This is a genomic window from Flavonifractor sp. An10 (assembly GCF_002161215.1).
In the GTDB taxonomy this organism is placed as follows: Bacteria; Bacillota; Clostridia; order Oscillospirales; family Oscillospiraceae; genus Flavonifractor; species Flavonifractor avistercoris.
Genome location: NZ_NFMB01000012.1, coordinates 55,980 through 69,358, shown reverse-complemented (window position 1 = coordinate 69,358; position 13,379 = coordinate 55,980). Strand labels below are relative to the sequence as shown.

The 13,379-nt window shown below is 66.4% G+C and carries 10 protein-coding genes; 9 read left to right on the top strand and 1 reads right to left on the bottom strand.

The features are described from left to right. Positions 1 to 166: 166 nt before the first annotated feature. Complete coding sequence (lepA, locus tag B5E42_RS18080; RefSeq protein WP_087242226.1) at positions 167 to 1,975, top strand: translation elongation factor 4; 1,809 nt, start codon at positions 167 to 169, stop codon at positions 1,973 to 1,975. 143 nt (positions 1,976 to 2,118) lie between these two features. Continuing rightward, on the top strand, positions 2,119 to 3,522 hold the full coding sequence (gene miaB, locus B5E42_RS18075) for a tRNA (N6-isopentenyl adenosine(37)-C2)-methylthiotransferase MiaB (protein WP_087242224.1): 1,404 nt from the start codon (positions 2,119 to 2,121) through the stop codon (positions 3,520 to 3,522). Here the strand turns inward: miaB and B5E42_RS18070 are convergent. Further along, the gene (locus B5E42_RS18070) at positions 3,502 to 3,774 is read right to left on the bottom strand and encodes a DUF6809 family protein (protein ID WP_087242222.1); all 273 of its coding nucleotides are present in this window, start codon (positions 3,772 to 3,774) and stop codon (positions 3,502 to 3,504) included. The genes miaB and B5E42_RS18070 overlap by 21 nt on opposite strands. 85 nt (positions 3,775 to 3,859) lie before the next feature. On the opposite strand from B5E42_RS18070, the gene B5E42_RS18065 reads away from it, so the two are divergent. From B5E42_RS18065 to B5E42_RS18035, 7 genes are all read left to right on the top strand, one after another. Continuing rightward, the gene (locus tag B5E42_RS18065; RefSeq protein ID WP_087242220.1) at positions 3,860 to 4,069 is read left to right on the top strand and encodes a helix-turn-helix transcriptional regulator; all 210 of its coding nucleotides are present in this window, start codon (positions 3,860 to 3,862) and stop codon (positions 4,067 to 4,069) included. Positions 4,070 to 4,968: 899 nt separating this feature from the next. Then, positions 4,969 to 7,569: a DNA mismatch repair protein MutS gene (gene mutS / locus B5E42_RS18060; protein WP_087242218.1), complete on the top strand. Its 2,601-nt coding sequence runs from the start codon at positions 4,969 to 4,971 to the stop codon at positions 7,567 to 7,569. Between the two features lie 123 nt (positions 7,570 to 7,692). Then, positions 7,693 to 8,394, top strand: a complete 702-nt coding sequence (locus B5E42_RS18055) for a type II CAAX endopeptidase family protein (protein WP_242967228.1) — start codon at positions 7,693 to 7,695, stop codon at positions 8,392 to 8,394. Positions 8,395 to 8,587: 193 nt separating this feature from the next. Then, entirely contained in the window at positions 8,588 to 10,645 is a 2,058-nt protein-coding gene (gene mutL, locus B5E42_RS18050) for a DNA mismatch repair endonuclease MutL (RefSeq protein WP_087242214.1), read from the top strand. Positions 10,646 to 11,108: 463 nt separating this feature from the next. Then, positions 11,109 to 11,345 carry an RNA chaperone Hfq gene (gene hfq / locus B5E42_RS18045; protein WP_087242212.1) on the top strand — a complete coding sequence of 79 codons (237 nt, stop codon included), beginning with the start codon at positions 11,109 to 11,111 and terminating at the stop codon, positions 11,343 to 11,345. A 9-nt stretch (positions 11,346 to 11,354) separates the two neighbouring features. Further along, entirely contained in the window at positions 11,355 to 12,647 is a 1,293-nt protein-coding gene (locus B5E42_RS18040) for an HlyD family efflux transporter periplasmic adaptor subunit (RefSeq protein WP_087242210.1), read from the top strand. A 17-nt stretch (positions 12,648 to 12,664) separates the two neighbouring features. Further along, positions 12,665 to 13,369 carry a YggS family pyridoxal phosphate-dependent enzyme gene (locus tag B5E42_RS18035; RefSeq protein WP_087242208.1) on the top strand — a complete coding sequence of 235 codons (705 nt, stop codon included), beginning with the start codon at positions 12,665 to 12,667 and terminating at the stop codon, positions 13,367 to 13,369. Positions 13,370 to 13,379 lie beyond the last annotated feature (10 nt).

Genomic DNA, 13,379 nt, shown 5'->3' with positions numbered 1-13,379 from the left:
CGCGGGTATGCGTAGGGCTCGGAGAGCCGGTGCGCCTGCCGGGGCCCCTATCATTCCCCTGTTCTGTAGGGCGGGGGCTTGCCCCCGCCGCCTGTCCGCCGGGGATCTCCTGGGGGTACACCCCAATATTACTTGACCATTCCCCATCTTTCGGAGGTGTATTTTTTTGACCGACCAGAGCAAGATCCGCAATTTCAGCATTATCGCCCACATTGACCACGGAAAGTCCACGCTTTCCGACCGGCTGATTGAGAAGTGCAACGCCGTATCCCAGCGGGAGATGGAGTCCCAGCTGCTGGACAACATGGACTTGGAGAAGGAGCGGGGCATCACCATCAAGGCCCGGGCGGTGAAGCTGAACTACCCCGCCGCCGACGGCTCCACCTATGAGCTCAACCTGATCGACACGCCGGGCCACGTGGACTTCAACTACGAGGTATCCCGCTCCCTGGCGGCCTGCGAGGGCGCCGTACTGGTGGTGGACGCGGCCCAGGGCATCGAGGCCCAGACCCTGGCCAACACCTATCTGGCCATGGAGCACGATCTGGAGATCCTGCCGGTGGTGAACAAGATCGACCTGCCCGCCGCCGACCCCCAGCGGGTGAAGGACGAGATTGAGAACATCATCGGCATTCCGGCCCAGGACGCCCCCGAGATCTCCGCCAAGGTGGGGCTGAACATCGACGCGGTGCTGGAGGACATTGTGGCCAACGTGCCCGCCCCCAAGGGGGATCCGGCCGCGCCGCTGAAGGCCCTGATCTTCGACAGCCAGTACGACGCCTACCGGGGGGTGATCGTCTACTTCCGGGTGATGGAGGGGACGATCAAGACCGGCATGACGGTGAAAATGATGGCCTCCGGCGCCTCTTACCAGGTGCTGGAGTGCGGCCACCTGCTCCCCCTGGGCATGGAGCCCTGCCAGGAGCTGATCGCCGGGGAGGTGGGCTACTTCACCGCCTCCATCAAGAACGTGAAGGACACCCAGGTGGGCGACACCGTCACCGGGGCCGACCGCCCGGCGGCGGAGGCCCTGCCCGGCTACCGCCCCGCCCGGGCCATGGTGTACTGCGGCATCTACACCGAGGACGGCTCCAAGTACCCCGATCTGCGGGACGCGCTGGAGAAGCTCCAGCTCAACGACGCCTCCCTGTCCTTTGAGCCCGAGTCCTCCGCCGCCCTGGGCTTCGGCTTCCGCTGCGGCTTTCTGGGCATGCTCCACATGGAGATCATCCAGGAGCGGCTGGAGCGGGAGTTCGATCTGGATCTGATCACCACCCTGCCCTCGGTGATCTACCGCATCACCAAGACCGACGGGTCGGTGGTGCTGGTGGACAATCCCCACAACTACCCCGACCCGGCGGAGATCCAGATGGCGGAGGAGCCCTACGCCAAGGTGTCCATCGTCACCCCGCCGGACTACGTGGGCAACATTATGCCCATGTGCCAGGAGCGCCGGGGGGAGTACAAGGACATGCAGTACCTGGACACCAACCTGGTGGAGCTGCACTACTCCATGCCCCTGGGGGAGATCATCTACGACTTCTTCGACACCCTCAAGGCCCGCACCAAGGGCTACGCCTCCCTGGACTACGAGCTGGACAAGTATGAGCCCTCCGAGCTGGTGAAGGTGGATCTCCTCCTCAACGGCGACCAGGTGGACGCCCTGTCCTTCATCGCCCACAAGGACAAGGCCTACCCCCGGGCCAGAAGGCTGTGCGAGAAGCTGAAGGAGAACATCCCCCGCCAGCTGTTTGAGGTGCCCGTCCAGGCCGCCATCGGCGGCAAGATCATCGCCCGGGAGACCGTCAAGGCCATGCGCAAGGACGTGCTGGCCAAGTGCTACGGCGGCGACATCACCCGAAAGAAGAAGCTGCTGGAGAAGCAGAAAGAGGGCAAAAAGAAGATGCGCTCTCTGGGGACGGTGCAGATTCCCACCGAAGCCTTCATGGCCGTCCTCAAACTGGACGAGGAATAAAAAGAGGGCAGCCGCGCGGGCAACCGCGCGGCTGTTTTTGATAGAGGAAAAATCGCCCGCTCCTGGCGGGGGTTGGCGCTTGTTTTCCGACAAGAAAAGTGGTAAAATTTAATGATTGAACCTGCAAAACTGGAGGAGACGATTTGAACCGAACCACCACCAAGATTTCCCCCGAGGAGATCGCCCGCCAGCGGGACTTCTGCCATAAAATTCTGGAGCGCAACGCCGCCCGGCCCGCGCCCCCCCTGGCCTTCGTGGACACCTACGGCTGCCAGCAGAACGAGGCCGACTCGGAGCGGCTGCGGGGCTATCTCAGCGAGATGGGCTACCACTTCACCGACAGCGAGGCCGAGGCCGACGTGATCGTCATCAACACCTGCGCCATCCGGGAGCACGCGGAGATGCGGGTGCTGGGCAACGTGGGCGCCCTGGTGCACACCAAGCGGGCCAAGCCGGGGCAGCTCATCTGCGTCTGCGGCTGCATGGCCCAGGAGCCCCACATGGCCCAAAAGATCAAGGAGAGCTACCGCCAGGTGGATCTGGTCTTCGGCCCCCACGCCCTGTGGCGGTTCCCGGAGCTGCTCTACCGCCTGGTGACCCGCCGTGGGCGCATCTTCGACATCGCCGACGAGCCCGGCTCCATCGCCGAGGGCATCCCCCTGGTGCGCCAGGAGGGGGTGAAGGCCTGGGTGTCCATCATGTACGGCTGCAACAACTTCTGCACCTACTGCATCGTGCCCTACGTCCGGGGGCGGGAGCGCAGCCGGGAGCCCGGTGTGGTGCTGGACGAGATCCGCGGCCTGGTGGCCGAGGGGTACAGGGACATCACCCTCCTGGGCCAGAACGTCAACTCCTACGGCAAGGATCTGGAGGAGCCCATGGACTTCGCGGATCTGCTGAAGGCCGCCTCTGAGATCGAGGGGGACTTCCTGCTCCGCTTCATGACCAGCCACCCCAAGGACGCCTCCCAGAAGCTGTTCGACACCATGGCCTCCTCCCCCAAGATCGCCCCCTGCTTCCACCTGCCCTTCCAGGCGGGCAGTGACCGGGTTTTGAAGGCCATGAACCGGGTGTACGACCGGGCGGGCTACCTGGACAAGGTACGCCGCCTGCGGGCGGCCATCCCCGACGTGGTGATCACCTCCGACGTGATCGTGGGCTTCCCCGGCGAGACGGCGGAGGACTTCGAGCAGACCATGACCCTCATCGACCAGGTGCGCTTCGACGCCCTGTTCACCTTCATCTTCTCCCCCCGGGAGGGCACCCCCGCCGCCAAGATGGACGACCCCATCCCCAAGGCGGAGAAGGCCGCCCACTTCCAGCGGCTGGTGGAGCGGCAGGATCAGATCTCCGAGGAGAAGCACAGGGCCTACATCGGCAAGACCGTCCGCTGCCTGGTGGACGGGAAGGACGACAAGGGCCTGACCGCCCGCACCCCCGGCAACCGGCTGGTGCGCCTCACCGGGGACGACCGCCTCATTGGGCAGTTCGTGGACGTGAAGATCACCGGGGCCAACAAGTGGTCTCTATCCGGGGAGCCGGCTTAACGCCCCCAGCTCCAGCCCCAGAGACAGGCCGCAGCGGAACAGCGTCCGCTCGGTCAGATCTCCCTGCTCCAGACTGCAGTCCGTCAGGCGTTCCAGCTGGCCCCTGGCCTCCGGGCCAAGATTGGCCGCCAGCCAGTCCGCCGCCCGCTCCGCCATCCGCCCCGCGTTCTGATACTCCGGGTCGGCGTTCAGGTAGAACGCCAGCCGGTGCTCCTGGACGTATTCAAAGAGATAGTCTACGATATCCTGCATCGTATAACCCTCCAAAAATTTGACCGTACGGTCAATTTATGCTTTTATTATATATTGCCCGTTCGGTCAATGTCAAGGAGTTTTTATGGCAACTTTTGCGGAACGTCTTTTAATCTTGCGGGAGGGAAAGCATGTTTCCCAGTCCGTGGCCGCAGACGCCGTGGGCATTAACCTCCGAACCTATCACCGTTATGAAAACGGCGAGCGGGAGGCCACTGTCTCCACCCTCATCCGCATGGCCGACTACTTCGGCGTGTCCATCGACTACCTGGTGGGCCGGACAGACAGCCCGTAGGGGCGGATATCATCCGCCCGCTTTCCCCGGAACCACCAATCCGTGGGGCGCGACGACCCCGGCGCGCCGTCCGTAGGGGCGACCTGTGGTCGCCCGGCCAAAGGAGGCCCGGCCTCCGGCGGCCCCACTTTCTTTCCAAAGAAAGTGGGGGGAAAGAAAGGGCAGGGAGGGGGATTTCGATTTCCCCCTCCCTGCACCCACCCCTTGAAACGACCAATCAGGGGGGAGCTGCGGCTCCCCCCTATTGGATGTACCCCCCGGAGCTGTTCTACAGGTAGCTTACCGGCGGCGAAGGCTTACTTCGTAACGCCTCCGCCGCTCGAACGCCACCGCAAGCGCCCCGGTTTTTCGGGGGCAAGGCACCGACGGCGGCCCGGCGGGCCAGGCCGGTACAACGCAACCGTTGTCAGGGCCTGCAAGGTAATCCCGATGCGTGCCACCCAAGGCGCGGCAGCGCCTATGACAAAACTGCCGGGAAAACTTGCGGCAATGCGTGGTTGGTTTTTGCCCTGTCCGTACAGCCCACCGCCGCCATGAGCCCCCGTATTGGGGGGCCAGGGTGGGCGAAGCCCCCCGGCCCTTCTTTCCCCCCATTTCTTCGGGAAGAAATGGGGGCGCCCGCCGCGTAGGCGCGTTCCCCGGGGGAGCCCCCGGTAATCGAGCGGCGCGTCAGGGATGCCGCGCCCTACAGACGGCCGCCATGTATGGCGGCCCTACGGATTGATTCGGGACAATTTTTGTATCCCGCCAGACGTACGGCGCGCCGAGTCGTCGCGCCCCACGGATCGGCGGTTCCGGGGAAAACGGGCGGATGATATCCGCCCCTACGAGTCTGGCAGTTGACATACCCGCACCATCAGGAACCCTCACCACAATAGAGACAGAACAGGAGAGAAGCCATGCCGCCAGTGAACACCCCCATGATGCAGCAATATCTCCGCATAAAGGAGCTGCACCCGGACTGCATTCTGTTTTTCCGGCTGGGTGATTTTTACGAGATGTTCAACGAGGACGCCAAGCTGGCGTCCAGGGAGCTGGAGCTGACCCTGACCAGCCGGGACAGGGGCAAGCCGGAGGATCAGCGCACCCCCATGTGCGGGGTGCCCTACCACTCGGCCGACGCCTACATCGCCCGGCTGATCGCCAAGGGGTACAAGGTGGCTATCTGCGAGCAGATGGAGGATCCGGCCACCGCCAAGGGCCTGGTGGATCGGGACATCATCCGCATCGTCACCCCCGGCACGGTGATGACCGCCTCCATGCTGGAGGAGGGGCGCAACAACTACATCTGCGCCGTCTACCGGGACTCCGCCGGCACCGGCGTGTGCTTCTGCGACATCTCCACCGGCGAGTGCGCCGTCACCGCCTTTGACGGCCCCGACACCGACGAGCACCTGTATAACGAGCTGGGCCGCTACGCCCCCCGGGAGGCCATGCTGTCCGACGGGGCGTACAGCGACGCCGGCCTGGTGGAGTTTCTCACCCAGAAGCTGAACTGCCGTGTGGAAAACGGGGGAGAGGGCCGCTTCCGGCTGGACGCGGCGAAAACGGCGGCGGAAAAGCAGTTCCCCGGCCAGACAGAGACCCTGCCCTGCGACGCCGCCGTCCAGGCGGTGGGGGGCCTGCTGGCCTATCTCTATGAGACCCAGAAGACCGACCTGTCCCACATCGCCGCCCTGAGCTGGTACACCTCCGGGCAGTTCATGGAGCTGGATCTCACCGCCCGGCGCAACCTGGAGCTCACCGAGACCCTGCGCACCAAGGAGAAGAAGGGGAGCCTGCTGTGGGTGCTGGACAAGACCCGCACCGCCATGGGCCACCGGCTTATCCGCGCCTGGATGGAGCGGCCCCTGCTCTCCCCGGCGGCAATCTCCCGCCGGCTGGGGGCGGTGGAGGATCTGGTCAACGACGCCATCGGCCGGGAGGAGCTCATCCACACCCTGCGGGAGATTACCGATCTGGAGCGGCTCATCGGCCGCATCGTCTACGGCACTGCCGGGGGGCGGGATCTGGTGTCCCTGTGTGCCGGGCTGGGGAAGCTGCCCCAGCTGCGGGAGCGGCTGGCCCCCTATCCCTCCGCCCTGCTGAAGAGCCTGTCCGGGGAGCTGGACGATCTGGAGGAGCTGCGGAACCTGATCGGCCGGGCCATCGTGGACGAGCCGCCCTTCTCCGTGCGGGAGGGGGGCTTCATCCGCCTGGGCTACGACGCCGAGGTCGACCGCCTCCGGGACATCCAGACTCGGGGGAAGGACATGGTGCTGGCCATCGAGGCCCGGGAGAAGGAGAAGACCGGCATCAAGAGCCTGAAGGTGGGCTTCAACAAGGTGTTCGGCTACTACATCGAGGTGTCCAAGTCCTACTACGACCAGGTGCCGGCGGACTACATCCGCAAGCAGACCCTGGTGAACTGCGAGCGGTTTATCACCCAGGAATTGAAGGATCTGGAGCACGAGATCCTCACCTCCCAGGATCGCCTCACCGCCCTGGAGTTCCAGCTCTTCTGCGAGCTGCGGGAGTCGGCTGCCGCCCAGGTGGGGCGCATCCAGCGCTCCGCCGCCGCCGTGGCCCAGGTGGACGTGCTGTGCTCCTTCGCTGCCGTGGCGGCCGAGCGGCGCTACTGCCGGCCGGAGGTGGATCTGTCCGACCGCATCGACATCACCGAGGGCTGGCACCCGGTGGTGGAGAAGATGCTCACTGGCGCCCCCTTTGTGCCCAACGACGCCCACATGGATCTGGAGGACGACACGGTGGCCATCATCACCGGCCCCAACATGGCGGGCAAGTCCACCTACATGCGGCAGGTGGCCCTCATCGTCCTCATGGCCCAGATGGGCTCCTTCGTGCCCGCCAAAGCCGCCCGCATCGGGGTGGTGGATCGGGTGTTCACCCGCATCGGCGCCAGCGACGACCTGTCCGCCGGGCAGTCCACCTTCATGGTGGAGATGACCGAGGTGGCCGAGCTGCTGAAAAACGCCACCGCCCACAGCCTGCTGATCCTGGACGAGATCGGCCGGGGCACCTCCACCTACGACGGCATGGCCATCGCCCGCTCGGTGCTGGAGTACTGCGCCGACCGGAAGAAGCTGGGGGCCAAGACCCTGTTCGCCACCCACTACCACGAGCTCACCGCCCTGGAGGGGCTCATCCCCGGGGTGAAGAACTACAACATCGCCGCCAAGAAGAAGGGGGACACGGTGCTCTTCCTGCGCAAGATCGTCCGGGGCGGGGCCGACCAGAGCTACGGCATCGAGGTGGCCCAGCTGGCCGGCGTGCCCGAGCCGGTGCTGAAACGGGCCCGGAAGATCCTCTCCGAGCTGGAGGCGGGGGGCGCCCCCGCGCCAGCCCCCGCGGCCCCCGCCAGAGCGGCGGAGGAGGGGCAGGTGTCCCTGCTGGACATGGGGGCCGCCCAGGTGGCCGACCGCCTGCGGCAGGTGGACGTGAACGTCCTCACCCCCATCGAGGCCATGAATTTGGTGTATGAGCTCAAGCAGATGCTGTGACAGCCGCGGCGGGCGGACGATATCCGCCCCTACAATGCCCTTGTAGGGCGCGGCATCCCTGACGCGCCGCCCCCCCCTGCGGCCCCCGTTCCCAACTGTCCCCGAGAGAAAGAGAGGAAAACCATGCCAACCAGACAGCGCCGCCCCTGGCGTCCCCAGATGACGAAGGCCGAGATGGGCCGGGGATGGGTGTTTTTTGCCCTGTACGTGCTGGTGTTCCCCTGGGTGATGGGGTGGGTGCAGCGGGCCTTTCAGGGGGCCCTGCCGGTGGCGGAGGCCAACGTGGTGTACTACCTGCTCTCCGCCGTGCTGGTGTTCCTGGTGTTCTGGACGTTCCTGAAGCACGGCTTCCATCTGCTGCTGGACTGGCTGCCGGAGAACCTGTTCGCCTTCGTCACCGGGCTGATTGCCGCCGGGGTGCTCCACTTCCTGGTGATGCGCATCCCCCTGCCGGTGGAAAACCCCAACAATCTCAGCTATCCGGAGCAGTTCGCCCTGGCCCCCGCCGCCACGGTGGTGATTCTGGTGGTGCTCATGCCCGTGGTGGAGGAGACCCTGTTCCGCGGCCTGCTCTTCGGCTCCAGCCGGCGGTACAGCCGGGCCCTGGGCTATGTGCTCTCCACCCTGGTGTACGCCGTCTACTGCGTGTGGCAGTTTGTCTTTACCTACGGCCAGGTGGACTTCCGCTACCTGCTGCTGTTTGTCCAGTATCTGCCCATGTCCCTGGCCCTCACCTGGTGCTACGACAACGGCGGCTCCATCTGGAGCCCCATCGCCCTCCACGCCGTCATCAACGCCTTCACCCTGTTCTTCGCGGTGGCGTAGGGTACCCAAAGCCTTCCGCCCGGTGGGGGGAAGGTGGCACGGCAACGCCGTGTCGGATGAGGGGAACTGCGTCTGGCAACCACCGCCCCCTCATCAGTCAGCCTAACGGCTGACAGCTTCCCCCCTGAGGGGGAAGCCCGGCGTTTGCCCTATCCTACCGCCCATTTTCCTATTTTAGAAAGCAGGTACTTCTATGCCCCACATCCAACAACTTGACCCCCATGTGGCGGATCTGATCGCCGCCGGCGAGGTGGTGGAGCGCCCCGCGTCGGTGGTGAAGGAGCTCATGGAGAACGCCATCGACGCCGGGGCGGACACCCTGACGGTGGAGATCCAGCACGGCGGCATGAGCCTGATCCGGGTCACCGACAACGGCTGCGGCATCGCCTATGACGAGGCCCCCACCGCCTTCCTCCGCCACGCCACCAGCAAGCTGAGCACCGAGTACGATCTGGAGGCCATCGGCACCCTGGGCTTCCGGGGGGAGGCCCTGGCGGCCATCTCCGCCGTGTCCCGCATCGAGCTGCTCACCCGCACGGCGGAGGAGGAGCTGGGCGCCGCCCTGTCCCTGGAGGGGGGCACGGTGGTGAGCCGGGAGGAGGCCGGCTGCCCCCGGGGCACCACCCTGGTGGTGCGGGATCTGTTCTACAACACCCCCGCCCGGCTGAAATTCATGAAGAAGGACGCCGCCGAGGGGGCGGCCTGCTTCGCCATGGTGCAGCGGGTGGCCCTGTCCCACCCGGAGGTGAGCGTCAAGTTCCTCCGGGACGGGAAGCAGGAGCTGCTCACCCCCGGCGACGGGCAGCTCCAGTCCGCCCTCTACGCCGTGCTGGGCCGGGACATGGCCCTGGGGTACAAGGCGGTGAAGGGCTCCGGCGAGGACATGGCGGTCACCGGCTTTGTCACCCTGCCCACCTGCTGCCGGGGCACGAGAGGGTACCAGCACTTCTTTGTCAACGGCCGCTACGTCAAGAGCCGCACCATGATGGCCGCCCTGGAGGAGGCCTACGCCAACCAGAAGATGGTGGGCAGGTTCCCCGGCTGCGTGCTCCATTTGCAGACCAAGCTCAACGCCGTGGACGTGAACGTCCACCCCACCAAGCAGGAGGTCAAGTTCGGCAGCGACAAGAAGGTCTTTGACGCGGTGTACTACGCCGTCAAGTCCACCCTGGAGGGGGATCACACCCGGCCCGCCCTCACCCTGGACGACGGGAAACCGGCCCCGGCGCGCCCTGTGTCAACCCTGTCTGCGGAGGGCGGCGGCCCGGCGTGGGGCGCGACGACCCCGGCGCGCCGTTCCCCCGTCCAGGAGGCCCTGCCCCTTCGCGATTTCACCGCGCCCCCGGCGAAACCGGCGGCCGAAGCGGCGGGCCGGCCGGGTGTCCGGCCCCTGCAGCGGGAGGACGCGGCCGATTCCCCGTCCGGGGCCGCCGCCCTCGGCGGCCCGGCGTGGGGCGCGACGACCCCGGCGCGCCGTTCCCCCGTTCAGGAGGCCCTGCCCCTCCGCGACTTCACCGCGCCCCCGGCGAAACCGGCGCCCCCGGCGGCGGGCCGGCCAGATGTCCGGCCCCTACAGCAGGAGGATGCACCCGATTCCCCGGCAGGGGCCGCCCCGGCCCAAAGCGCGGCCCCGGACGAGGGGAGCGTGCCCGCCCCCGCCCCTGAGCCGGAACCCGCCGCCGAGCCCGAGCCTTGGCGCATGGCGGGGGAGGTGCTGAACACCTACATCATCGTGGAGCAGGGGGACAAGGTGCTCTTCATCGACAAGCACGCCGCCCACGAGCGGCTCAACTTCGACCGCCTGAAGGCCGAGGGCTACCAGCCCATGGTGCAGGCCCTGCTGGAGCCGGTGGTGTTCACCCCGCCGGCGGAGGAGGGGGCGGCGCTGCTGGCCCAGCTGCCCCTGCTGGAGCGGTTCGGCTTTGAGGCGGAGGACTTCGGCGGCGGGACGCTGATCGTCCGGGCCGCCCCCAGCGACGTGGCCGCCGGGGAGATCCCCGACGTGCTGGGGGAGCTGGCGGGAAAGCTGCTCACCGGCGGCTCCGCCGATCCGGACGCCGCCCGGGACGCCCTGCTCCACACCATGGCCTGCAAGGCGGCCATCAAGGGCGGACAGAAGAACAGCCCCGGCGAGCTGTACAAGGTGGCCGAGGCCGTCATGTCCGGCGCGGTCAAATACTGTCCCCACGGCAGGCCGGTGGCGATAGAATTGACCCGGCAGCAGCTGGAGAAGCGGTTCGGGAGAGCATAATTTGACCGCGCATCGCGCCTTTGGCGCGTCCAAGCGTTTTGCGGAGCAAAACCTTGCCGCAGGGGCAATTCATTTGCCCCGAGGATGCAGAAATATTTGGGGCCCCGGCGGGCCTGACCGCATTTGACCGCGCATCGCGCCTTTGGCGCGTCCAAGCGTTTTGCGGAGCAAAACCTTGCCGCAGGCCGGATTCACTCCGGCCGAGGATGCAAAAATATTTGGGGCCCCCGGCGGGCCTGACCGCCGGGGAGCAAATACTGTCCCCATGGCAGGCCGGTGGCGATAGAGCTGACCCGCCAGCAGCTGGAGAAGCGGTTCGGGAGGGCGTAGGGGCCGGACACCGGCCGGCCCGGGCCTGACCGCCGGGGGCATTTCAGCCCGGTTTCCAAACAAAAAGCGACACCATTCGCCTGATAATTGGTATATATTGGATGCATCTTACAGAAAGAAGGAGTGCATCCACATGCAAAAGACCAACAACCTGCAAGACCTGTTCCTGCTCCGGGCCCGGAGAACCCGCGCCGCTGTCACCGTGTTTCTGATGAACGGCTATCAGCTGCGGGGCCAGATCACGGGATACGACGCCTTCGTGGTGGTACTTATGACGGGGGACAAGCAGCAGGTCATCTACAAGCACGCCATCTCCACCATCGTGCCCGAGCGGGCCATCTCCCTGGAGGCGGAGGCGGCGGCGGACTGAGGAGCGCCCATGAAGCAAGGGAAGCTGATCAACCGAATCATGATGCTGGTGCTGCTGGCGGCGGTGGTGGTCTATCTGGCCGCCTCCGCCTGGCGCAGCTTCCGGGATCCGTACGCCTTTGTGATGTCCTACGCCTACACCGTGGACGACAGCCTGGAGGCCACCGGCTTCCTGGTGCGGGAGGAGACCGTCCTCTCCGGCGGCGGCGGCACGGTGGAGCTGCTGCCCGAGGAGGGGGAGAAGGTGGCCCGCGGGGAGACGGTGGCCCTGCTCTACCAGAGCGGGGAGGGCCTGGAGCGGCGGCAGGAGCTGGAGAGCCTGACCCTGGAGCGGGAGCAGCTGGAGTACGCCCTGGAGCGGGCCCAGACCGGCGGCGACGCCTCCCAGCTGAGCCAGCAGGTGCTGGACGCCATCGCCGATCTCCACGCCTCGGTGGCCGCCGGGGATCTCACCCGGCTGGAGGAGGAGGCCCAGAAGCTGAAGAGCCTGGTCTACAAGCGGGAGTACACCTTCAGCGAAGGGGAGGGGGAGGGGGACGCCTCCGCCGCCATCCAGGCATCCCTGGACGAGGTGGAGGCCCAGATCTCCGCCCTCACCGCCCAGGCCGCCCAGGACACCACCGCGGTCACCGCCGGCCAGTCGGGGGTGTTCTCCGGCCAGACCGACGGCTTTGAGAGCCAGCTCACACCGGACAAGCTGGAGACCATCACCGCCGCGGAGCTCACCCAGCTCGCCCGGCAGCAGCCCGCCGCCGACTCCGGCGCCGTGGGCAAGCTGATCACCGACGCCACCTGGTACTTCGTCTTTGCCGCCGGCAGCGAGGAGGCCCAGCGCCTGCACCAGGGGAGCAGCGTCACCGTCCGCTTCTCCCGGGACTGGTCGGGCGAGGTGGACATGACGGTGGAGCGGGTGGGGGAGCCGGAGGAGGACGGGCAGTGCGCCGTGGTGCTGTCCACCGACCGCTACCTGTCCGAGACCACCCTGCTGCGCCGGCAGACGGTGGAGCTGGTCTTTGACAGCCGGGAGGGCATCCGGGTTCCCACCGAGTCCATCCGGGTGGTGGAGCAGACCGTCACCGACCCGGAGACGGAGGAGGAGAGCCAGGTGCTCACCACCGGCGTGTTCGTGCTGGTGGGCCAGCAGGCGGAGTTCAAGCCCGTCACCGTGGTGGAGCAGATGGAGGAATTCGCCCTGGTGGTGCCCGCCGACGGGGTGTCCGACAGCGAGGCCCTGCGGGCCGGAGATCAGATCATCCTCTCCTCGGTGGAGCTCACAGACGGAGCCGTGATTCTGGATTCTTAATATGGGAGGTTATTCACATGTCCCTTGCAGAGAATATTGCCAAAGTCAACGCAAACATTGCCGCCGCCGCCCGGGAGGCCGGCCGCGACCCGTCCGAGATCGCCCTGGTGGCCGCCACCAAGGTGCAGACCTCGGACACCATCCGCCAGGCCATCGCCGCCGGCGTCACCATCTGCGGCGAAAACCGGGTGCAGGAGATGACCGCCCACCTGGCGGATAACGCCTACGACGGGGCGGCCCTCCACTTCATCGGCCACCTGCAGACCAACAAGGTCAGGCAGGTGGTGGGCCGGGTGGAGCTCATTGAGTCGGTGGGCTCGGCCCACCTGCTGGATGCCATCGAGGCCCAGGCCGCCAAGCTGGATCTGGTACAGGACATCCTGCTGGAGGTGAACATCGGCGGGGAGGAGTCCAAGAGCGGCATCGCCCCGGAGGAGCTGCCCGCCCTGGTGAAACAGGCCGCCGCCTGCCCCCATGTGCGCCTGCGGGGCCTCATGACCATCCCTCCGGTGGCCGGCCCCGACGGAAACCGCCCGTTTTTTGCAAAAATGCGTCAGCTTTTTGTTGACATAAGAAGTCAGATGGATGATAATAAGACTAGCTTTACCTGCCTCTCCATGGGCATGAGCGGCGACTATGAGAACGCTGTCCGTGAAGGGGCCACCCTGGTGCGGGTGGGCACCGCCCTGTTCGGCCCCCGTCCCCCCATGCACAAGGGATAGGAATCACATC